The organism is Mesorhizobium sp. STM 4661 (assembly GCF_000359125.1).
Classification (GTDB): Bacteria; Pseudomonadota; Alphaproteobacteria; order Rhizobiales; family Rhizobiaceae; genus Mesorhizobium.
Genome location: NZ_CAAF010000002.1, coordinates 18,132 through 40,447, shown reverse-complemented (window position 1 = coordinate 40,447; position 22,316 = coordinate 18,132). Strand labels below are relative to the sequence as shown.

The following is a 22,316-nucleotide window of genomic DNA, read 5'->3' as shown; positions in this document are numbered from 1 at the left end:
CCCCTTCTCCCCGTCACTATACGGGGAGAAGGTCCCGGCAGGGGATGAGGGGCAGCACCGTCGCCTGAATTTGATGAGCCTGACAGATCAGGACAGCCCATGATATCAGCCGTTTCCTTCCAGAAAGTCTCGCGCCATTTCGGCAGCGTTCGCGCCGTCGATGCGGTCGATCTCGATATCGTGCCGGGTGAATTCTTCGCCATGCTCGGCCCGTCGGGCTCCGGCAAGACGACCTGCCTGCGCCTGATCGCCGGCTTCGAGCAGCCGACGTCAGGCTCGATCTCGATCTTCGGCGAACGCGCCGAAGGCGTCCCGCCCTATCGCCGCAATGTCAACACCGTGTTCCAGGACTATGCGCTGTTCCCGCACCTCAACGTGCTCGACAACGTCGCCTACGGTTTGATGGTCAGGGGCGTCGGCAAGCCCGAGCGGCGGAAGGCGGCGGAAGAGGCGCTGTCGCTGGTCAGGCTTCCCGGCTATGGCGCGCGTCGACCGGGTCAGCTCTCCGGCGGCCAGCGTCAGCGCGTCGCGCTTGCCCGCGCGCTGGTCAATCAGCCCAGGGTGCTTTTGCTCGACGAGCCGCTCGGGGCCCTCGACCTCAAGCTGCGCGAGAACATGCAGGAAGAGCTGAAATCGCTGCAGAAGGCGCTCGGTATCACCTTCGTCTTCGTCACCCACGACCAGGGCGAGGCGCTGTCGATGGCCGACCGGGTCGCCGTCTTCAACGACGGCAGGATCATGCAGATCGGCACGCCGGAAGACATCTACCAGCGGCCGAAGACCCGCTTCGTCGCCGATTTCGTCGGCTCCTCCAATGTCCTGCCGCCGGATTTCGTCCAGCGTTATTCCGGCCAGCATCGCTGGGGCAGCCTGCGCCCCGAATCCATCCGCGTCGGCCGGGCTGCGAAGGGTGACGGCGTTTCCGCCCGCCTGGTCTCGACCAACTATCTCGGCGCCACGACAAGACTGGCGCTCGATGCCGATGGGTTGAGGCTGCACGCCATCGTGCCGGCCGGTGCGAAATTGCCCAGGGAAGGCGAGGCGGTCACGCTCACCTTCAACCGCGAGCATTTGCACCTGATGGACGAGCCGGCATGATGGCGCCCGAAGCAGGTGTGGCCAACCGGGCTGACAAGGCGCTCTACGGCGCCCCCCTCTGTCCTGCCGGACATCTCCCCCTCAAGGGGGGAGATCGGCGGTTTCAGCCGCACCGAGCATCCTGCAACGTTGGCGATTGGCGAAAGTCGAGGCGAAAGCCAATCTCCCCCCTCGTGGGGGAGATGTCCGGTAGGACAGAGGGGGGCGCGAAGGAACGCGACCTGTCGAAGAAACCATGACTCTGACCGCGACCCAGGCAAATCCCGCTCCCGCCATCCTGCCGGGCAGCGGCGGCCTGCGCGGCGCGCTGTCGGATCTTTTCTGGCGCCGGCCGCAATTCCTGCTGTTGCTGATGCTGGTGCCGCCGGTTCTGTGGCTCGGCATCGTCTATATCGGCTCGCTGTTCGCGCTGCTTTTGCAGAGCTTCTTTTCGATCGACGAGTTCTCCGGCCTCATCAACCGCGAGTTCACGCTGAAGACCTATGGCGACCTGTTGCAGGCCGCCAATCTCGACATCATCCTGCGCACGGTGACGATGGCCGCCCTGGTCACGCTGGCCTCTGCGATCATCGCCTTCCCCATCGCCTACTACGCGGCGCGCTATGCGCGCGGCCGCTGGAAGGCGCTGTTCTATCTCGGCGTCATGTTGCCGCTATGGTCGAGCTATCTGGTCAAGATCTATGCCTGGAAGCTGATCCTTGCCAAGGAAGGCATCCTCACCTGGTTGCTCGCCAAGCTGCACCTTCTGTGGCTGCTCGATGGCTGGCTGTCGCTGCCGGTTGTCGGCGGCAACTCGCTCTCGGTCTCTGCCACCGGCACCTTCATCGTCTTCGTCTATGTCTGGCTGCCCTTCATGATCCTGCCGGTGCAGGCCGCCCTTGAGCGCGTGCCCGGCAATCTGGTCGAGGCCTCGTCCGACCTCGGCGCTTCGCCCGGCCAGACCTTCCGCAACGTGCTGTTCCCGCTGGCGCTGCCTGGCATCGTCGCCGGCTCGATCTTCACCTTCTCGCTGACGCTCGGCGATTACATCATCCCGCAGATCATCGGCACCTCGCGCCTGTTCATCGGTCAGGCCGTCTATTCGCAGCAAGGTACCGCCGGCAACATCCCGCTCGCCGCCGCCTTCACCGTGGTGCCCATCGTCATCATGGGCTTCTACCTCTGGGGCGCCAAGCGCATGGGGGCCTTCGATGCGCTCTGACCGCGGTCAATCCGCTCCCCTCGGCCTGAAGATCGCCGCCACCGTCGGCCTGCTGTTCCTGCATTTGCCGATCCTGCTGATCTTCGTCTACGCCTTCACCACGGAGGAGAAGAGCTTCGTCTGGCCGCCGCCCGGGCTGACCACGCAATGGTTCGCCGTCACCTGGAACCGGCCGGACGTATGGCAAGCGCTGTCGCTGTCGGTCCGCGTCGCCGCCATCTCGACCGCGATCGCCCTGGTGCTCGGCACGCTCTGCGCGGCCGCCGTGTCGCGGACAAGATTCTTCGGCCGCGAAACCATTTCGCTGCTGGTCATCCTGCCGATCGCGCTGCCCGGCATCATCACCGGCATCGCGCTGCGCTCGGCCTTTTCGCTGGCCGACATTCCGTTCTCGTTCTGGACGATCGTGCTCGGCCACGCCACCTTCTGCGTGGTCGTCGTCTACAACAATGCGGTCGCCCGTTTCCGCCGCACCACCGGCTCGATGATCGAGGCCTCGATGGATCTTGGCGCCGACGGCTTCCAGACCTTCCGGCATGTCGTGCTGCCCAACATCGCCACGGCACTTCTTGCCGGCGGCATGCTGGCTTTTGCTCTTTCCTTTGATGAAGTCATCGTCACCACCTTCACCGCCGGCCAGCAGCAGACTGTGCCGATCTGGATGCTGGAGGAACTGATCCGTCCGCGTCAGCGTCCGGTCACCAACGTCGTCGCCATGGTCGTGGTGCTGGTGACGCTGCTGCCCATCCTTCTTGCCTATTACCTGACCCGCGACGGCGACCAGATCGCCGGTTCGGGCAAATAACCCAAGCAATGAACAAGAGAGTTCATAAAGGGAGAGATGTCCATGGACACGAAGATGCTGATCGGCTCGAAATTCGAGAAGGGCACCGAAACCGAGGAGCCGATCCTCAATCCGAAGACCGGGGCGACCATCCTCAACCTGCCGGAGGCCAGCCAGGCGCAGATCGAGGCGGCGGTGCTGGCGGCGGAAAAGGCCTTCGTCACCTGGTCGCGCACCACGCCGGCGCAGCGTTCGGGCTACCTGCTGAAGATCGCCGACCGCATCGAGGCCGAGGCCCAGGAATTTGCAGCACTCGAAGCGCTGAACTGCGGCAAGCCGATCAATGCCGTGCTCAATGACGAGATCCCGGCGATCGTCGACTGCTATCGCTTCTTTGCCGGCGCCGTCCGCTCTATGCCAGGTGTGGCCGCCGGCGAATATCTGCCCGGTCACACCTCGATGGTCCGTCGTGACGCCATCGGCATCGTCGCCTCGATCGCGCCCTGGAACTATCCGCTGATGATGATGGCCTGGAAGCTGGCGCCGGCCATCGGCGGCGGCAACACCGTCGTCTTCAAGCCGTCCGAGCAGACGCCCCTGACGGCGCTGAAGCTGGCGAAGATCCTGGCGGAAATCCTGCCCGAAGGCGTCGTCAATGTCGTGCTCGGCCGTGGTGACAGCGTCGGCAACACGCTGATCAACCACGCCAAGGTCAACATGATCTCGATCACTGGCGACGTCGCCACCGGCAAGAAAGTGCTGCAGGCCGCCGCCAAATCGGTCAAGCGCACGCATCTCGAGCTTGGCGGCAAGGCCCCGGTCATCGTCTTCGACGACGCAGATCTCGGCGCGGTCGTCAACGGCCTGCGCGCCTTTGGTTACTACAATGCCGGCCAGGATTGCACCGCCGCCTGCCGCATCTATGCCGGCAAGAAGATCTACGACAGGCTGGTCGCCGATCTCTCCTCGGCCGTCTCGACCATCAAGTATAACCGCCCGGACGACACCGAAAACGAGATCGGGCCGCTGATTTCCCGCCGCCAGCGCGACCGTGTGTCGAGCTTCGTCGAGCGCGCCTCCGAGCTGAAGCACATCGAGATCACCACCGGCGGCAAGCCGGGCGAGGGCTCCGGCTTCTTCTACCAGCCGACCGTCGTCGCCGGCGCCTTGCAGGAAGACGAGATCGTGCGCCGCGAAGTGTTCGGGCCGGTCGTCTCGGTCACCCGCTTCTCGGAAGTCGACGAAGCCGTGAACTGGGCCAATGACAGCGACTACGGCCTGGCGTCATCGGTGTGGACGAAGGACGTTTCGCGCGCCATGGCGACCGCCGCCCGCCTGCAATATGGCTGCACCTGGATCAACACCCATTTCATGCTGACCAACGAGATGCCGCATGGCGGGCTGAAACAGTCCGGCTACGGCAAGGACATGTCGCTCTATGCACTCGAGGACTACACCGCCGTGCGGCATGTGATGGTTGCGCACGGGTGAGGAGTGGTCCGCGTAGCGGATGAAAAGCCAACGATTTGGCTTTTCAAACGACGAACGCCCGGAACCATAGCGGAAGGCCGGGCGCCGGTCGTGGCGCTACTCCACAATGCGATAGATGTTCCACAGGCTGGTGCCCGACACGACATAGGGCTCCATCTCCTTGCCCCATTTGGCGTGCGCGTCGATCTTGCCGATCTTGGCGAAGAACTCTTCCAACTGCGCCAGGCTTTCGACCTGGTGATGCGACTCGACCGTCGCCTCCCGCGCGCCGATCGATCCGGTCATGATCTGGAACTCCAGCTCGGCGATGCCGACTTGCGAGCCGATCTCGCGCTCCCATTTTTTCAACAGCTCGAGCACGGTCTGCTTGTGTCCGAACTTGGCGTCGATCTGCCATCTGGCGCTGAACATGTTGGTTCTCCTCCCTTGTTGCGGCCAGAGCCTGATTCCGAACCGAAGGTCAGCGAAGTAAAAAGTGGAATGCGGTTTTCGGGAAGATCATGCTCCAACACTGAATGGGCCCCCATCCCGATTCGATCGGGATGGAAGGCTCCGTGGTTGATCTACTCGTCCCAGGCCTGCACGACAGTCTGCCGCGCAATCCGTCCGCCCTTGAGCTCGAGCATCGCGGCGGCGAACACCTTCGTGCCGTCCGGATAGGCGCAGGCCTGGGTGAAGGCCAGGCTGTCGCCGTTGGCGATGGTGGTGTCGACCTTGTGGGTCATCGCCCGGCTGCAGATGTCATCCCAGAACGTGCTGATCGCCGCACGTCCGCGGATTTCGCGCGGCTTGCTCGGCGGGTTGTTGCGGTCGATCACCCGCACCAGCGCGTCGTCGGCATAGAAGCTCGCCAGCATCTTTCCATCACGGCCTTCGATCGCCTTCTTGATCGCCGCGCCATCCACTGCTTGAGTCTTGGTCAGCATTTTCTCCTCCATGTGCCCGCCTTCAGTGTCGGGCGATTGATGATCAAAAGCGCCGCTTCAACAACCGGCTGTAGCCCTCGTCTTCCCAGTGCAGATCGAGATTGGAGATGAAGCCCGGCACGAGAACGAGATCGAACGAGCCCTGGCCGACCACCTGATAGGCGATCCGCACGTCACCGCTACGGGCATATCTGGTCTCGATCGGCCTCACGCAACCACCCCGCCCGGCCAGACGATTTCTTGTCGTCAACCATAGCAGAGCCAAGCCGTTTGCGGCAGCCAAACTTTAGAGGGCTGGAATATAAGACCTCTGGCGGCCGGGAGGGGGTTTCAAGGCTATTTCAGTGGGGCCGCGCTCTCGGCCTGCGTAGGCTGGGTGTAGCCGAGGCTCATGTCGGCCTGTTCGGGCGTCTTGGGCCGCTTGATCCTGGTCGAAGCGGCCACCACGAGCTCATCGAAATTCTCGTTGCCGCTGTCCAGCATCTCGAACAACTGCCGCCGCATCCTCGGCTCCCAGAACTTGTTGATATGCTCGGCCACGCCGGCCATGCCTTCCTCGCGCGGTTTGGAATGGAAAAAGGCCGCGATCTGGTTGGCCATGCGCACCAGCTTTTCCCTGGTGCTGGTGATGTGGTCCTCGTCATGCGACATGCTTGGCAACTCCGCAAACCACCCGGTTCGGGTGGGTGAAAATATCGAAATCATCGCCTCGCACCAGCGCCACCAGTGTCATCCCGGCGGCCTCGGCCGTGCGGATGGCAAGGGCGGTCGGCGCCGAAACGGCAATGATGATGGCGGCGCCGATGGCGGCCGTCTTCTGCACCATCTCCACCGACACGCGCGACGTCACCACGACCGCGCCCGACACGCCGGCGATGTCGGCCTTCGCCAGCGCTCCGGCCAGCTTGTCCAGCGCATTATGGCGGCCGACATCCTCGCGCGCCATCACGATGCCCTTGCCGGGTACGTAGAAGCCGGCGGCATGCACGGCTCCCGTCTCCGTGTGCAGCGGCTGCACTTTCGACAAGAGCTTGACCGAACGCACGATATCGTTGGCTTCGAGCGTAAGCTTCGACGCACCGACCGCATCGACCGAACGCATCGCTTCCTCGATCGATTCGATGCCGCATAGCCCGCAGCCGACGGGGCCGGCGAGCCGTCTGCGCCGCGCCTCGAAGCGCGTGTTGGCCTTGTCCCTCAAGCGGATCTGGATATCGATGCCGGCGCCGAGATATTCGACCTCGATCGCTTCGATCTCCTCCGGAGCGGCGATAATGCCTTCGGTGAGCGAGAAGCCGAGCGCGAAATCCTCGAAATCGGCCGGGCTCGCCATCATCACCGCATGCGTCGTGCCGGCAAAGGAGAACGCCACCGGCGTCTCCTCCGGCACCATGCGGTTCGCGGCCGTGGTGCCGCTGGCGCGGTGTGCCAGCCGCGATATCTGCGTCGTTGCTTTGCGGCGCGCGGCCAAGACTACTCCGCCGCTTCCAGCGGGGCGATGCGCCGGCTCTGGCGGGCCTGCTCGTTATAGTCCCTCTGCCAGTCGGTCGGACCGTTGGACGGCGTCACCTGCACGGCGGTGACCTTGTATTCCGGGCAGTTGGTTGCCCAGTCCGAGAAGTCGGTCGTGATCACATTCGCCTGCGTGTCGGGGTGATGGAACGTCGTGTAGACGACGCCCGGTGACACCCGGTCGGTGATCAGCGCGCGCAGCGTCGTCTCGCCGGAACGGCTCGCCAGCCGCACCCAGTCGCCTTCGCGGATGCCGCGGTTCTCGGCGTCGTGCGGATGGATCTCCAGCCGGTCCTCGGCGTGCCACATCACATTCTCGGTGCGCCTCGTCTGCGCGCCGACATTGTACTGCGACAGGATCCGGCCGGTGGTGAGCAGCAGCGGATAGCGCGGCCCGGTCCGTTCGTCCGTCGCCACATATTCGGTGCGGATGAACTTGCCCTTGCCGCGCACGAAACCATCGACATGCATGATCGGGGTGCCGAGCGGCGCCTTTTCGTTGCAGGGCCACTGCACCGATCCGACACGGTCGAGCAGATCGAAGGAGACGTTGGCGAAGCTCGGCGTCGTCTTGGCGATTTCGTCCATGATCTCGGAAGGATGCTGGTAGTTCCAGTCCAGTCCGATCGCGCGGGCAAGCTCCTGCGTCGCCTCCCAGTCGGCGTAGCGCGCCTTCGGCGCCAGAACCTTGCGCACCATGTTGATGCGGCGCTCGGCATTGGTGAAGGTGCCGTCCTTCTCGAGGAAGGTCGAGCCCGGCAGGAACACATGCGCGTAGTTCGCGGTCTCGTTGAGGAAGAGATCATGCACGACGACGCATTCCATCGCCGCAAGACCGCCCGCGACATGCTTGGTATCGGGGTCGGACTGCAGAATGTCCTCGCCCTGGATGTAGAGGCCCTTGAAGGTCCCGTCGACGGCGGCATCCAGCATGTTGGGGATGCGCAGGCCCGGCTCGTCGTCGAGTTTCACCCCCCACAGGCTCTCATAGATGTCGCGCACGGCTTCGCCGGAGATGTGGCGATAGCCCGGCAATTCATGCGGGAAGGAGCCCATGTCGCATGAGCCCTGCACGTTGTTCTGGCCGCGCAGCGGGTTCACGCCGACGCCCGGCCGGCCGATATTGCCGGTGGCCATGGCCAGGTTGGCGATCGCCATCACCGTGGTCGAACCCTGGCTGTGTTCCGTCACGCCGAGGCCGTAATAGATCGCGCCGTTGCCGCCGGTGGCGTAGAGACGCGCCGCGCCCCGGATCAGTTCGGGATCGACGCCCGACAGCTTGCCGACGGTCTCGGGGCTGTTTTCCGGCAGGGCGACGAAAGAGGCCCAGTCCTGGAACTCCGCCCAGTCGCAGCGCTCGCGGATGAAGGCTTCGTTGAACAGACCCTCGGTGACGATGACATGCGCCAGCGCCGTCAGCACCGACACATTGGTGCCGGGCTTCAGCGGCAGGTGATAGGCGGCTTCGATATGCGCCGACTTGACCATCTCGGTGCGGCGCGGATCGAGCACGATCAGCTTGGCGCCCTGGCGCAGCCGCTTCTTCAGCCGCGAGGCGAACACCGGATGGGCCGAAACCGGATTGGCGCCGATGACCACGGCGACGTCGGTATAGTCGACGGAGTCGAAATCCTGCGTGCCGGCCGAAGTGCCATAGGTCTGGCCGAGCCCGTAGCCGGTCGGCGAATGGCAGACGCGCGCGCAGGTGTCGACATTGTTGTTGCGGAAGCCCTGCCGCACCAGCTTCTGGACGAGATAGGTCTCCTCGTTCGTGCAGCGCGAGGAGGTGATGCCGCCGATCGCGGTGCGTCCGTACTGATACTGGATACGGCGGAATTCCTTGGCCGTATAAGCGATCGCCTCTTCCCAGCTTACCTCCCGCCAGGGATCGCTGATCTTTTCCCGGATCATCGGCGACAGGATGCGGTCCTTGTGGGTGGCATAGCCGTAAGCGAAACGGCCCTTCACACAGGAATGACCGTGGTTCGCCTTGCCCTCCTTGTAGGGCAGCATGCGGATGACCTCGTCGTCCTTCACCTCGGCCTTGAACGAGCAGCCGACGCCGCAATAGGCGCAGGTGGTGACGGCCGAGCGCTCCGGCAGGCCCTTGGCAAGGACCGTTTTCTCGCGCAGCGCATCGGTCGGGCAGGCCTGCACGCAGGCGCCGCAGGACACGCATTCGGAAGCGATGAAATCCTCGTGCATGCCGGCGACCATGCGCGATTCGAAACCGCGGCCCTCGATGGTCAGCGCGAAGGTGCCCTGCACCTCCTCGCAGGCCCGCACGCAACGCGAGCAGACAATGCATTGCGCCGGATCATAGGTGAAATAGGGATTGGATTCGTCGCGGGCGATATAGTCGACCGCCAGCGAGCCATGGCCGGGCGCGACCCCATTCTCCTGCTTGACGTGGTTGCGGCCCTCGACGCCGAAACGGTTCTCGGTCAGGCCGACCGACTTGGCCACCGCGTCGAACTCGCTGGCGCCGGTTCCGGCCGTCTCGTTCCAGCCGGTCGGATGGTCGGAGACGTAAAGCTCCATGACGCCGCGGCGAATGGCATCGAGCCGTTCGGACTGCGTGCGCACCACCATGCCGTCGCCAACCGGCGTCGTGCAGGACGCCGGCGTACCGCCGCGCCCGTCGATCTCGACGAGGCAGACACGGCACGAACCGAACGAATCCAGCATGTCGGTGGCGCAGAGCTTCGGGATTTCGACCCCGCCTTCCATCGCCGCACGCATGATCGACGTGCCTTCCGGGACGGTGATGCTGCGGCCGTCGACGGTCAGCGTGACCTGCCTTTCCGCATTGGATTGCGGGGTCCCGAAGTCGATCTCTTCGATGAGTGATGGGAAGTCGGCCTTGATGTTCATCTGCCAGTTCCTATTCAGCAGCCACGCGCGTCGGCGCCGGCTTGAAATCCTCGGGGAAATGGGTGATCGAGCTCATCACCGGGTAGGGCGTGAAGCCGCCCAGCGCGCACAGCGATCCGAACTTCATCGTGTTGCAGAGGTCGGTGACCAGAGCGAGGTTCTTCTCCGGCTCGATGCCGGCTGCAAGCCTGTCGATGGTCTCGACGCCGCGTGTCGAACCGATGCGGCAAGGCGTGCACTTGCCGCAGCTTTCGATGGCGCAGAACTCCATGGCGAAGCGCGCCTGCTTCAACATGTCGGCGGTGTCGTCGAACACGGTGATGCCGGCATGGCCGATCAGCCCGTCCTTGGCGGCGAAGGCCTCGTAGTCGAACGGCGTGTCGAACAGCGCGCGCGGGAAATAGGCGCCGAGCGGTCCGCCGACCTGCACCGCCTTGACCGGGCGACCGGTCGCCGTGCCGCCGCCGATGTCGTCGACGATCTCGCCCAGCGTCATGCCGAAGGCCGCCTCGAACAGGCCGCCATGCTTGACGTTGCCGGCGATCTGGATCGGGATCGTGCCGCGCGAGCGGCCCATGCCGTAATCCTTGTAGAAGGCCGCACCCTTGTCCATGATAACAGGCACCGAGGCCAGCGAGATGACGTTGTTGATCACCGTCGGCTTGCCGAAAAGCCCCTGAATGGCCGGCAGCGGCGGTTTGGCGCGCACCACACCGCGCTTGCCTTCCAGGCTGTTGAGCAGCGAGGTTTCCTCGCCGCAGACATAGGCGCCGGCACCGACGCGGATTTCCATGTCGAAGGCGTTGGGCGAGCCCAGCACATTGACGCCGAGCACGCCTGCCTTGCGGGCGATCGCGACGGCCTTGTTCATCGTCGCCACGGCATGCGGATATTCCGAGCGGATATAGACGAAACCCTTGGTCGCGCCGGTGGCGATACCGGCGATTGCCATGCCCTCGATCAGCACGAAGGGATCGCCCTCCATGATCATGCGGTCGGCGAATGTGGCGCTGTCGCCTTCGTCGGCGTTGCAGACGATGTATTTGCGGTCGCCCGCCGTATCGAGCACCGTCTTCCATTTGATGCCGGTCGGGAAGCCGGCGCCGCCACGGCCGCGCAGGCCGGATGCGGTGACTTGGCTGACGATGTCGGCTGGCGCCATGGCCACCGCGTTCTGCAGCCCCTTCAACCCGCCATGCGATTTGTAGGCATCGAGCGACAGCGGGTCGTTGATGCCGCAGCGCGCGAAGGTCAGCCGCGTTTGCTTGGCCAGGAACGGGATTTTGTCCGGGGCGCCCAGCCAGCGCTTGTGATGGCCGCCGGTGAGGAAGCCGCTGTCGAACAGGCTTTTCACATCGGTGGGTTTCACCGGTCCATAAGCGACGCGGCCATTGGCGGTCGCCACTTCCACCATCGGCTCGAGGAAATAGGCGCCGCGCGAACCGTTGCGCACGATCTTGGCCTCGACACCGCGTTCGGCGAGTTCCCTGGCGATCGCCTTGGCGACCTTTTCCGCGCCGAGCGCCAGCGCGCCGGAATCGCCGGGAATATAGATGCGCGGGATCATGAGCGTACCTCCGCGACGATCTCGTCGAGCTTTTCGTCATCGAGCCGCCCGATCACCTCGCCGTCCAGCATCGCCGACGGCGCGCAGGCGCAAAGCCCGAGGCAATAGACCGGTTCCAGCGTCACCGAACCGTCGCGGGTGGTCTCGTGGAAACCGATGCCGAGCAACTGCTTGAGCTTGGCGGCGACGGCGTCGGAACCCATCGACTGGCAGGCTTCCGCCTGGCAGAGCTTGAGCACGTGCCGGCCGGCCGGACGAGCGCGGAAATCATGATAGAAGCTGACGACGCCGTGCACCTCGGCCCTGGAGATGTTCAGCGCCTCGGCGATGACAGGCAACACATCCTGCGGCACATGGCCGAACTCTTCCTGGATGCCGTGGAGGATCGGCAGCAGCGGGCCTTCGAAACCTTTCAGCTCCTGGATGATCGCCGCCGTGCGCGACGCGATCTCGGTACTTGCAAGCTGCATCGTCATGCAGCGCCCTCCCTGGTCGATAGCGATTTATCGCTAAGTCGTTACAAAATCAGAGGAAACCCGCGGAATCAATAAAGCTGTTTCGTCGCTCGATAGAAATCTTCTATCAAGCCGTCTCAGCACACATTGTGTAGCCTAGCGCTGGGCGCGGAAATCGTCCGCCAGCGCCATCGCCTCGTCCAGCAGCGCCGAAACCAGCGGCGTGTGCGGTTCGCGCGGCGTGGCCACCAGCCCGACTGTGTGGCTGGCATCCGGCTCGACGATTGGAATGGCCCGGATCGGCTCGGAAAAACCGAATGTTTCGGCAAGGTTGAGCGGCATGATCGACGACCATTTGCCGGTCCGGATATGGGAAAACAAAACGATCATCGAATTGGATTCGAGCGTCGGCCGCACCTGAACGCCGGCTTCGGCCAGATGCTGGTCGATGATGCGGCGGTTCTGCATGTCCGGCGTCAAAAGGCAGAGCGGCAACTGGCTGATCTCGGCCCATGTCACTTTGTCGCGGTCGGAATAGGGGTTTCCGACGGCGGTGATCAGTTGATAGCGCTCGTCATAGAGCGGCACGCTGGTCACCCGGCCCAGTGGCTCGTTGTCGAGATAGGTGATGCCGGCGTCGATGTCGAAATTGCCGAGCAGCGACAGCACCTCGATCGAGGTCCGCGACAGCACCGAGAAGGTGACGCCCGGATGCTTTTCGCGAAACGGCGTCGTCAGCCGCGCCACCATGGCAAGTGCGGTCGGGATAGCGGCGATGCGGATGCGGCCGGAAAGGCCGTGGCGCGCCGCCCGCATTTCTTCCTTCATGGTACGGCTGTCGCCGACGATGCGGCGCGCCCACACCAGCACCTGTTTGCCTTCCGGCGTCAGCCCCTGGAAGCGCGAGCCGCGCAGCACCAGCATCACGCCGAGCTGGCCTTCCAACTGTTTGATCCCGGCCGAAAGGGTCGGCTGGGTAACGCCGCACAGCTCCGCCGCTCGCCCGAAATGCTCCTCCCTGGCCAGCGCGATGAAGAATTCCAGCTTGTCGATCATGACCGCAAGCTAGAGCATTTTGCAGCCAAATGGAATCATTGGCGTCCGCATAAATGCGCCAAAACAAATGGTTAGAGCGAGTCACCGGTTTCGAGAAAAACCGGTGACTCGCTCTAACCGGCGTGGCGTGACTGCGCCAGACGATGCCGGCGCCGCCTGCAAGATCACGATGCAATCTACCTGTCCACGAGGTTCAGGATGTTGCCGTCCGGGTCCTTGAACCATGCGACCTTCATGCCGTAGCCGACGTGGATATCGCCTTCCATCGTCAGACCCGGCATCTCATAGTGCTCGAAAACAACACCCTTTGATTTCAGGGCCTTGACGACCTCGCCAATCTCGTCGCCGACCATCCAGGTCACTGCCGTCGCCTTGTTCGTGCCGGCGAATTCCGAATGGTACACATTGATGCTGGTATCGCCGCTTTTGTAGACGATCAGTTCGCCACCCTCATTGTGAACCTCCGTCAAACCCAGAATGTCCTGGTAGAAGGCCTTGGCCTTTGCCAGGTCCTTCACCGCGAGGTTGGCCGTTGCGTTGCTGTTTGCGAGCATGACAGTCTCCTTCCTTGCCGAGGCACGTCCGAAAGCCATGCAGGAAATAGGGCCGCATCGTCTTCTGGCGACCGCTGCCTGCATGATCGGCGTGCGTCTTTCCCAAGGACGTTCGGTTTCCGCAAAACCCTACAAGCCAATGCAGGTTTTTGGGCGCACGCTACCCGGCGTGTCGTTCCGCCGCTTGGTTCTGCTCGGGAACTGCATTATCTCATGCGCAAAAGCAGAGGAAAAAGCTGATGCCTGCCCTCCAGGAAAACGTCACCAAGGAAATCGTCACCGAGCGCCTGAAGACGGTCAACGGGCCGGACTTCACCGGCAATATCGTCGACCTTGGCATGGTTTCCGAGATTTTCATCGCCGACGCCAAGGTCTTTTTCTCCATTACCGTCCCTGCTGCCCGCGCCCAGGAAATGGAGCCGCTGCGCGCCGCCGCCGAACGGGTGGTGAAAGCGATTCCCGGTGTCGCGGGCGCCGTGGTCGCGCTGACGGCGGAAAAGAAGGGTGGCGGCATGGAGGCCCCTGTTCCATCGCGGCCCGCACCGAGGCCCGTGCCGCCGGCCGCACCCACGCGGCCGGCGCCTCAGGCGCCCGCCTCGCACAGCCACGGCAAGCGCGGCGTGCCCGGCATCGAGGCGATCATTGCGGTGGCCTCCGGCAAGGGCGGCGTCGGCAAATCGACCACCGCCGTCAATATCGCGCTCGGACTCGCCGCCAACGGCCTGAGGGTCGGCGTGCTCGATGCCGACATCTACGGCCCATCCATGCCGCGGCTGCTCAACATCCACGGCCGGCCGCAGACCGTCGACGGCAAGATCCTGAAACCCATGCAGAATTACGGCCTGAAGGTGATGTCGATGGGCTTCCTCGTCGACGAGGAAACGCCGATGATCTGGCGTGGGCCGATGGTGATGTCGGCGCTGACGCAGATGCTGCGCGAGGTCGAGTGGGGACCGCTCGACGTGCTCGTCGTCGACATGCCGCCCGGCACCGGCGACGCTCAGCTCACCATGGCCCAGCAGGTGCCGCTGGCCGGCGCCGTCATCGTTTCGACGCCGCAAGACCTGGCGCTGATCGACGCGCGCAAAGGTCTCAACATGTTCAAGAAGGTCGACGTGCCGCTGCTGGGCATCGTCGAGAACATGAGCTATTTCATCGCCCCCGACACCGGCAAGCGCTACGACATTTTCGGCCATGGCGGCGCCCGCCGCGAGGCCGAGCGTCTCGGCGTCACCTTCCTCGGCGAAGTGCCGCTCGAAATGGGCATCCGCGAGAGTTCGGATGCCGGCACACCAGTGGTCGTCTCGAAACCGGATGGCGCCGAAGCAAAAATCTACCGCGACATCGCCAGCAAAGTCTGGGATCGGGTCAACGAAGAGCGCGGCGCTGCGGAAGCCGCGGTGCCGAGCATCGTATTTGAGTAATTTTTCGTTCGTTCGGCGCCGCCCCTCATTGTCCTGCCGGACATTTCTCCCCGTATAGTGACGGGGAGAAAGAAGCCGTTACTGACGGTTTCGCCAATTGTCAGCGGTGCAGGAGAAGCGCCAAGGTTGCGGCCAGTTCCCTTCTCCCCGTCACTATACGGGGAGAAGGTGCCGGCAGGCGGATGAGGGGCAGCGCCGCCCTGAATAAACCAAGCGTCGTTCTAGCGAAGCGCAACCTAAGCCGCGCCCACCTTCTCGCCAAACGCCGAAAAGAACTGACCCGCCAGTTTCTTCGAGGTCGATTCGATCAGCCGGCTGCCGAGTTGCGCGATCTTGCCGCCGACATCGGCCTTGGCCGCGTATTTGAGCACCGTCGTCTCCGGTCCGTCCGGTGTCAGCGTCACGTCGGCGCCGCCCTTGGCGAAGCCGGCGATGCCGCCCTTGCCCTCGCCCTGGATCGTGTAGGAGTGCGGCGGCTTGAGGTTCTTCAAGGTCACTTCGCCGTTGAATGTCGCCTTGATCGGCCCGATCTTCAGCACCACCGTCGCCGCCATCTCGGTGTTCGACTTCATCTCGAGGCTCTGGCAGCCGGGAATGGTTTGCCGCAGAATGTCCGGATCGTTCAGCGCTTCCCACACTTTCTGCAGGGGCGCGGCGATGCGTTCCTCGCCTTCGATCACCAAAGCCATTGAAAAATCTCCCGGACAAGATAGGCCCGAAGCCGTATCGCAGGGCTGGCTGCGTGTCCATCGCACCAAAGTCCGGGTCCGGGCAGCACGTGCCTCTTGCTTGCTCCCGCGTGTTGCCATATCGATTTGTCATACAAATACGGAGACCATGATGGCCGGCGCCCTCACCAGAAAGAAGAAATTTCGCTCGCAGGAGTGGTTCGACAACCCCGACAATCCGGGCATGACGGCGCTCTATCTCGAGCGCTATTTGAACTACGGGCTGACGCGCGCCGAACTGATGTCGGGCAAGCCGTTGATCGGCATCGCCCAGACCGGCTCGGATCTGTCGCCCTGCAATCGCCATCATATCGAACTGGCCAAGCGCGTGCGCGAGGGCATCGTGTCGATGGGCGGCATCCCCTTCGAATTCCCGTGCCATCCGATCCAGGAAACCGGCAAGCGTCCGACCGCGGCACTCGACCGCAACCTTGCCTATCTCGGCCTGGTCGAGGTGCTCTATGGCTATCCGCTCGACGGCGTCGTGCTCACCATCGGTTGCGACAAGACCACGCCGGCGCTGCTCATGGCCGCCGCCACGGTCAACATTCCGGCCATCGCGCTCTCGGTCGGTCCAATGCTCAATGGCTGGCACAAGGGCAAGCGTACCGGCTCCGGCACCATCGTCTGGGAGTCGCGCCAGCGCCTGTCGGCCGGCGAGATCGGCTATGACGAGTTCATGGACATCGTCGCCTCCTCGGCGCCGTCCACCGGCTATTGCAACACCATGGGCACCGCCACCACCATGAATTCGCTGGCCGAGGCGCTCGGCATGCAACTGCCGGGCTCGGCGGCCATTCCGGCGCCCTACCGTGAGCGCGGCCAGATTTCCTACGAGACGGGAAAACGCATCGTCGAGATGGTGCATGAGGACCTGAAGCCGTCCGATATCATGACGCGGAAGGCCTTCGAGAACGCCATCGTCGTCAACTCGGCCATTGGCGGCTCGACCAATGCGCCGATCCATCTCAACGCCATTGCCCGCCATCTCGGCGTGCCGCTCGACAATGACGACTGGCAGAAGGTCGGCCTCAAGATCCCGCTTATCGTCAACCTGCAGCCGTCGGGCGAATATCTCGGTGAGGACTATCACCATGCCGGTGGCGTGCCGGCGGTAGTCGCCGAACTGATGAAGGCCGGATTGCTGCCTCATCCCGATGCCATGACCGCCAACGGCAAGACCATGGGCGACAATTGCAAGGGCGCGGTCAACGAGAATGCCGATGTCATCCGCACCGTCGCGGAGCCATTGAAAGCCAATGCCGGCTTCATCAATCTCAGGGGTAATCTGTTCGATTCGGCGATCATGAAGACCAGCGGCATCTCGCCGGAATTCCGCGAGCGCTATCTGTCCAATCCGAAGGACCCCGAGGCCTTCGAGGGCAACGCCATGGTCTTCGATGGGCCCGAGGATTACCACGCCCGCATCGACGATCCGGCGCAAGGCATCGACGAGCACACCATCCTGTTCATGCGCGGCGCCGGCCCGATCGGCTATCCCGGTGGCGCCGAGGTCGTCAACATGCAGCCGCCGGCCTATCTCATCAAGAAGGGCATCCACGCGCTGGCCTGCATTGGCGACGGCCGCCAGTCGGGTACGTCAGGCTCGCCATCGATCCTCAACGCTTCGCCCGAAGCGGCAATAGGCGGCGGGCTTGCGCTGCTCAAGACCGGCGACCGCGTCCGCATCGATTTGCGCAAGGGCACCGCCGATATCCTCGTCACCGACGACGAGATCACGCGGCGCCGGGCCGAACTGCAGAATAATGGCGGCTATCACTATCCCAGGCACCAGACGCCCTGGCAGGAGATCCAGCGCGGCATGGTCGACCAGTTTTCGGCCGGCATGGTGCTGAAGCCGGCGGTGAAATACCAGGATGTCGCGCACACCAGCGGTGTGCCGAGGGACAATCATTGAGCGCTTCTTCGCCCCGCCTTCCGCAGACAGCGACGACAGCTTGACCGGACCAAGCGTCGTCTTCATGCCTGACGGCAGGTATTCAGGCTGATCCGCCGAGGTCGCTGCTCAGAGATAAGCGGCGATCGTTTGCTCCAGGCATGACGCTTGACAAGCGCGCGCGACAAATCCACCATCATGGCAAGGGGTGCATCGCGACGACCCCGTGAGGCGTCAGCCCAACGTTCGCGTCCAAGCTTCTCTTTCAGGAGGTGGACGCCATGCCGTCAACAACCGCTATCACCGTATCGCAATTGTCCCGTTTGATCGGTCTGCCGGGTGCGCCCGCAATCATCGATGTTCGCGTCGACGATGATTACAACGCCGATCCGCGCCTGTTGCCGGCCTCAAGCCGGCGTGATTTCAAAACCGTCCCGGCCTGGGCGGCCGACTTCGCCGGCAGCCGAGTGGCGGTCGTCTGCCAAAAAGGCCAAAAGCTCTCGCAAGGCGTGGCGGCGTGGCTGCGGCACGAGGGCATTGCCGCCGAATCCCTCGAAGGCGGGTTCGAGGCCTGGCGCGATGCCAAGGGGCTCCTGGTCCGCACCGACAAGATGCCGCCGCGCGACGAAAAGGGCCGCACCGTATGGGTGACGCGGGCACGCCCGAAGGTCGATCGCATCGCCTGTCCCTGGCTGATCCGGCGTTTCATCGATCCGGGCGCGGTCTTTCTCTTTGTCGAGGCCGCCGAAGTGGCGGCCGCCGCTGATCGCTTTCAGGCCGTGCCTTTCGACATCGACGATGTGTTCTGGTCGCACCGGGGCGGACGCTGCACCTTCGACACGATGATCGAGGAGTTCGGGCTCGAATCCGAGCCGCTCGACCGTCTCGCCATGATTGTGCGCGCGGCCGATACGGCGAACCTCGATCTGGCTCCCCAGGCAGCCGGCTTCCTGGCTGCCTCGCTAGGCTTGTCACGGATGTTTCGCGACGATCTGGAACAGTTGCAGGCAGGCATGCTGCTTTACGATGCGTTTTTCCGCTGGTGCCGCGACGCCTCCGAGGAGACGCACAACTGGCCAAGCGCGGGCAAACCATCATGAGCGCCCTTACTTCTGACAAGACGGGGACTTCTGACAAAAGGGGGGCTTCTGGCAAAATCGGGACTTCCGAAAATACGGGCGAGACCGCCCTGGCGCCGGCGGTGCCGACGTTCAGCGAGGCCGTGAAGGTCTGGGCGAGAATCGGCTTGCTCTCCTTCGGCGGGCCGGCCGGGCAGATCGCGCTCATGCACAGGGAACTGGTGGAGGAGCGGCGCTGGATCGGCGAACAGCGTTTCCTGCATGCATTGAATTACTGCATGCTGCTGCCCGGTCCGGAAGCCCAGCAGCTTGCCGTCTATATCGGCTGGCTGCTGCACCGGACGCTCGGCGGCCTGGTCGCCGGCATCCTGTTCGTCGTGCCGGGCGCGGTTGTGATGCTCGCCCTGAGCACCCTTTATGCGCTGTATGGCGACGCGCCGCTTGTGGAAGCGCTGTTTTTCGGGGTGAAGGCGGCCGTGCTCGCGATCGTCATCGAGGCGATGATCCGGATCGGACGACGTGCCCTGAAGAACCGGGCAATGCTGTCGATCGCACTCGCCGCCTTCATCGCTATCTACGCATTGAATGTGCCGTTTCCGCTCATCATCCTGCTTGCGGGCCTGACAGGTTGGATCGGCAACCGCTTTGCGCCGGACCTTTTTTCCGGTTCTGCACACGGCAAGGGCGATGCTCCCGATATCAAGGGCGCGGTCGACCTGATGTTCGTGCGCGGTGAACTGACCCATACCAGGCCGACGAGATGGCATGCGCCGCGCACTTTGGCGATCTGGCTGCCGATCTGGCTCGGGCCTGTGCTTCTGATCTGGGCGCTCACCGGATCCGCCAGCGTGTGGAGTGAGATCGGCAGGTTCTTCAGCATCATGGCGGTCGTCACCTTCGGCGGCGCCTACGCAGTCCTTGCCTATGTTGCGCAGGCAGCGGTCGGCTCCTTTGGCTGGCTCGCGCCCGGTGAGATGGTCGATGGTCTTGGGCTTGCAGAAACCACGCCCGGCCCGCTCATTCTGGTTCTGCAGTTTGTCGGCTTTCTTGCGGCGTTCCGCGACTCGGGTTCGCTGAGCCCGCTGCTTGCTGGGTCGCTTGGGGCATTGCTCACGCTGTGGGTCACATTCACCCCGTGCTTCCTCTGGATATTCCTCGGTGCGCCCTACATCGAAGCGCTGCGCGGCAACAAGGCGCTGTCGGCGGCGCTCGGTGCGATCACCGCCGCCGTCGTCGGCGTCATCATGAATCTCGCTCTATGGTTCGCCTTGCACGTCATCTTCGGCGACGTGCGCAACATGGGTCTCGGAATGGACGTGCCGGTGCTGGCATCAATCGACTGGCGCGCGGCGCTGCTGTCGTGCGCCGCCATGATCGCCATCCTGAAGCTGAAGATCGGCATGCTGCCGACGCTGGCGGGATCGGTCCTCGCCGGTGTCTTGTTGCTGGCCGTGAGCGGATAGAGGCGGCGAGCAGCCGGCGCTTCGCCGCGCCCAGCCTGCGCGTGTACAAGGGCGCGCGCGATACCATATTGGCTGGAAACGGATAAAACATCATGGCCCGACGGCGCTCTTCCCCAGGCTTCCTCGGAATGTTCGGACGCTCGAGCGACCTCAGGCAACTCGATGCCGCGTTGCGCGGCGTCGACCTCCATCCCGCTCTTGTGCCGGAGGGCGTAAAACTCACCATCGTCAATCTGATGAAGGATCAATGGTCCGACGAGCCGCCACCGCAGGCCTATCCATCGGTGGCGCGGCTGTTTGGCTATTGTATTGCCGGACCGGAAGCGTTCGAACGGTCCAATGGTCGTGAAAACATGCTGGACGCGGAGCGCCGGATCGAGGCGGCACTGGAGGCCGGCGACAGCTTCGATGCGCAAATCGTGCTGATGACGCTGCATGCCAAGCTGATCAGCGCCGAAGTCGTCGAACGCTATGGGCTGAGCGCGGATTGACTGTCTCGGGGAGGTGGGCTCACCCGCCCATATTGCCGCGCGGCAGCTTGATCATGTCGCCGAAGCGGGCGCGCAACTTGTCGTCGATCATCTTCGGCACATGGCGGGGGAAGCGCTCGGCGAGGATGCGCTTCTTCTCGATGATCGCCCGCTGCAGGATGTCGGGCCTGCCTTTCTCGTTCCATTCCTTCGGCGAAAAGCGATCACCGACGGCTGGATAGAAATATTCGGTCTGCATCAGCTTCAGCGTCTGCTCGTTGCCGAGATAGTGACCCGGTCCATTCAGGCAAACCTCGGCGATCGTGTCGATCGAAAGCGCTTCGTCGGTCACCTCGATGCCGCGCACGCAGCGCAGGCAATGGCCGAGCATGTCATTGTCGATGATCAGGCTTTCCAGGCAGAAGCCGAGCAGCGAGGCATGCATGCCGGCCGATTCATAGACAAGGTTGAGGCCGGCAAGACCGGCCATCACGTCGGTGATGCCCTTCTCGTAGCCGGACTGGATATCGGGCAGTTTCGAATCCGTCATGCCTGCGGCCGAACCGCCGGGCAGGTCGTAGAATTGCGCCATCTGCGCGCAGGCCGCGGTCAGCACCGCCTGCTCGGCCGATCCGCCCGACATGGCGCCGGTCCTGAGATCCGACACGAACGGCCAGGTGCCGAAGATCGCCGGATGCCCCGGCTTGATGGCGTTGACATAGACGAGGCCGACCAGCACTTCGGCCACCGCCTGCACCACCGCACCGGCAATAGCCGCAGGAGCGGTGGCACCGGCCTGGCCGGCGGAGAGCAAAAGAATCGGAATACCGCCTTCGACACAGGCTTCGAGCACGCCGCAGGCGTCCTCGGCGAATTTCATCGGCGGCACCACGAAGCAATTCGAATTCGACACGAACGGCCGCGCCCGGAAATTCTCCTCGCCGCCGGCGATCGCGTAAAGCATGTCGAGCGCCGGCTTGACGTTCTCGCGCACCGTGAACGAGGTGCCGACATGTTTCGACGTTCCCATCACGCAGGCGTAGAGCGTGTTGAAATCCATATCGAGCGGATCGGGAATATCGCGCGGCACCATCGGCCGCTGGAAGAAATGGATGTTGTCCAGTCCTTCGACGATACGGGCGGCGTCATAGATGTCCTGCAGCAGCGACTCGCGGTATTCGCGCTTCTCGACATCGACCAGGTGCACGGCGGCCCCTGCCGTGCCGTAATGCACGCGCTTGCCCTTGATCAGCATGTCGTGCTTCGGATCCTGGCCGTGCAGGGTGAAATGCCGTGCCGCCTTCTTGATGGTGTCGAGGACGAGCGCGCGGGGGAAGCGGATGCGGCCGTCGTCGCCATGGGTGGCGCCGGCCGTGGTCAGCGCCTCGATGCAGGAGGGGATGGCGTTGGCGAAGCCGACCGTCTCGAGCAGCGTCAGCACTGCCTCATGGATGCGCTCGCGGTCGTTTTCGCTGAGTGGCCCATAGCTGCCGCCTTCGAGGCCGGCGCGCACCGGCTTGATGTCGTCGGCAAGGGGTGCCGCCCGCATGGCGCGGCGCGCTTCGCGCCCGCCGGACCGCCGCGAACGCTGATCTGCAGGCGAATCCGGCTTCTCAAGAGCCACTGACATCGAGGCACTCCACCTTTAGCTGCGAAGCGGGAGGCGGCGGTTGGTCCACCATCGGCCTGCTTCGTCCCCTTTATCCTTCGACTATGCCGCCGGCATTGGCACAGCCT

21 protein-coding genes are annotated in these 22,316 nt (G+C 63.8%); 9 read left to right on the top strand and 12 right to left on the bottom strand.

Translation table 11 applies throughout. From position 1 onward, the window contains the following. Positions 1–99 precede the first annotated feature (99 nt). The 4 genes from MESS4_RS00185 to MESS4_RS00165 all read left to right on the top strand — a co-directional run bounded on the left by MESS4_RS00185 (position 100) and on the right by MESS4_RS00165 (position 4,574). Complete coding sequence (locus MESS4_RS00185) at positions 100–1,098, top strand: ABC transporter ATP-binding protein (RefSeq protein WP_006325080.1); 999 nt, start codon at positions 100–102, stop codon at positions 1,096–1,098. A 235-nt stretch (positions 1,099–1,333) separates the two neighbouring features. Further along, positions 1,334–2,299 carry an ABC transporter permease gene (locus tag MESS4_RS00175; protein ID WP_006325077.1) on the top strand — a complete coding sequence of 322 codons (966 nt, stop codon included), beginning with the start codon at positions 1,334–1,336 and terminating at the stop codon, positions 2,297–2,299. Next, a complete protein-coding gene (locus MESS4_RS00170) occupies positions 2,289–3,104 on the top strand; it encodes an ABC transporter permease (RefSeq protein ID WP_006325075.1) in 816 nt (271 codons plus the stop codon). The genes MESS4_RS00175 and MESS4_RS00170 overlap by 11 nt, the downstream gene beginning before the upstream one ends. 42 nt (positions 3,105–3,146) lie before the next feature. Continuing rightward, entirely contained in the window at positions 3,147–4,574 is a 1,428-nt protein-coding gene (locus MESS4_RS00165; RefSeq protein WP_006325074.1) for a gamma-aminobutyraldehyde dehydrogenase, read from the top strand. A gap of 96 nt (positions 4,575–4,670) precedes the next feature. Here MESS4_RS00165 and MESS4_RS00160 read toward each other — a convergent pair whose 3' ends face one another. The 10 genes from MESS4_RS00160 to MESS4_RS00120 form a co-directional block, all read right to left on the bottom strand. After that, positions 4,671–4,985, bottom strand: coding sequence for a hypothetical protein (locus MESS4_RS00160; RefSeq protein WP_006325060.1), 315 nt, complete (start codon positions 4,983–4,985; stop codon positions 4,671–4,673). A 152-nt stretch (positions 4,986–5,137) separates the two neighbouring features. Then, positions 5,138–5,500 (bottom strand): nuclear transport factor 2 family protein, encoded by a 363-nt coding sequence (locus MESS4_RS00155; RefSeq protein WP_006325057.1) that lies wholly within the window; start codon positions 5,498–5,500, stop codon positions 5,138–5,140. A gap of 43 nt (positions 5,501–5,543) precedes the next feature. Beyond that, positions 5,544–5,711 carry a hypothetical protein gene (locus MESS4_RS33130; protein WP_006325055.1) on the bottom strand — a complete coding sequence of 56 codons (168 nt, stop codon included), beginning with the start codon at positions 5,709–5,711 and terminating at the stop codon, positions 5,544–5,546. A 125-nt stretch (positions 5,712–5,836) separates the two neighbouring features. Further along, positions 5,837–6,151 carry a formate dehydrogenase subunit delta gene (locus tag MESS4_RS00150; RefSeq protein ID WP_006325053.1) on the bottom strand — a complete coding sequence of 105 codons (315 nt, stop codon included), beginning with the start codon at positions 6,149–6,151 and terminating at the stop codon, positions 5,837–5,839. After that, positions 6,141–6,971, bottom strand: coding sequence for a formate dehydrogenase accessory sulfurtransferase FdhD (fdhD, locus tag MESS4_RS00145; RefSeq protein WP_006325052.1), 831 nt, complete (start codon positions 6,969–6,971; stop codon positions 6,141–6,143). Before fdhD ends, MESS4_RS00150 begins: the two co-directional genes overlap by 11 nt. A gap of 2 nt (positions 6,972–6,973) precedes the next feature. Beyond that, positions 6,974–9,886: a formate dehydrogenase subunit alpha gene (gene fdhF / locus MESS4_RS00140; RefSeq protein ID WP_006325050.1), complete on the bottom strand. Its 2,913-nt coding sequence runs from the start codon at positions 9,884–9,886 to the stop codon at positions 6,974–6,976. Between the two features lie 10 nt (positions 9,887–9,896). Further along, the gene (locus MESS4_RS00135; protein ID WP_006325045.1) at positions 9,897–11,453 is read right to left on the bottom strand and encodes an NADH-quinone oxidoreductase subunit NuoF; all 1,557 of its coding nucleotides are present in this window, start codon (positions 11,451–11,453) and stop codon (positions 9,897–9,899) included. Next, entirely contained in the window at positions 11,450–11,929 is a 480-nt protein-coding gene (locus MESS4_RS00130; RefSeq protein ID WP_006325044.1) for a formate dehydrogenase subunit gamma, read from the bottom strand. The genes MESS4_RS00135 and MESS4_RS00130 overlap by 4 nt, the downstream gene beginning before the upstream one ends. A 135-nt stretch (positions 11,930–12,064) precedes the next feature. Next, positions 12,065–12,964, bottom strand: coding sequence for a LysR family transcriptional regulator (locus MESS4_RS00125; RefSeq protein WP_006325043.1), 900 nt, complete (start codon positions 12,962–12,964; stop codon positions 12,065–12,067). A gap of 176 nt (positions 12,965–13,140) precedes the next feature. Then, complete coding sequence (locus MESS4_RS00120) at positions 13,141–13,518, bottom strand: VOC family protein (RefSeq protein WP_006325042.1); 378 nt, start codon at positions 13,516–13,518, stop codon at positions 13,141–13,143. Positions 13,519–13,757: 239 nt separating this feature from the next. Between MESS4_RS00120 and MESS4_RS00115 the strand changes: the two genes are divergently transcribed. Next, on the top strand, positions 13,758–14,942 hold the full coding sequence (locus MESS4_RS00115) for an Mrp/NBP35 family ATP-binding protein (protein ID WP_006325041.1): 1,185 nt from the start codon (positions 13,758–13,760) through the stop codon (positions 14,940–14,942). Positions 14,943–15,178: 236 nt separating this feature from the next. On the opposite strand, the gene MESS4_RS00110 is transcribed toward MESS4_RS00115, so the two are convergent. Then, positions 15,179–15,631: a carbon monoxide dehydrogenase subunit G gene (locus tag MESS4_RS00110; RefSeq protein ID WP_006325040.1), complete on the bottom strand. Its 453-nt coding sequence runs from the start codon at positions 15,629–15,631 to the stop codon at positions 15,179–15,181. Positions 15,632–15,782: 151 nt separating this feature from the next. On the opposite strand from MESS4_RS00110, the gene MESS4_RS00105 reads away from it, so the two are divergent. From MESS4_RS00105 to MESS4_RS00090, 4 genes are all read left to right on the top strand, one after another. Then, positions 15,783–17,588: an IlvD/Edd family dehydratase gene (locus MESS4_RS00105; protein ID WP_006325039.1), complete on the top strand. Its 1,806-nt coding sequence runs from the start codon at positions 15,783–15,785 to the stop codon at positions 17,586–17,588. A gap of 260 nt (positions 17,589–17,848) precedes the next feature. Then, positions 17,849–18,667: a chromate resistance protein ChrB domain-containing protein gene (locus MESS4_RS00100; RefSeq protein ID WP_006325038.1), complete on the top strand. Its 819-nt coding sequence runs from the start codon at positions 17,849–17,851 to the stop codon at positions 18,665–18,667. Between the two features lie 101 nt (positions 18,668–18,768). Continuing rightward, on the top strand, positions 18,769–20,109 hold the full coding sequence (gene chrA / locus MESS4_RS00095) for a chromate efflux transporter (RefSeq protein WP_244441032.1): 1,341 nt from the start codon (positions 18,769–18,771) through the stop codon (positions 20,107–20,109). 92 nt (positions 20,110–20,201) lie between these two features. Continuing rightward, positions 20,202–20,600, top strand: coding sequence for a hypothetical protein (locus MESS4_RS00090; protein ID WP_006325034.1), 399 nt, complete (start codon positions 20,202–20,204; stop codon positions 20,598–20,600). Between the two features lie 19 nt (positions 20,601–20,619). Here MESS4_RS00090 and MESS4_RS00085 read toward each other — a convergent pair whose 3' ends face one another. Continuing rightward, entirely contained in the window at positions 20,620–22,209 is a 1,590-nt protein-coding gene (locus MESS4_RS00085; protein ID WP_006325033.1) for a trimethylamine methyltransferase family protein, read from the bottom strand. Positions 22,210–22,316: the final 107 nt, after the last annotated feature.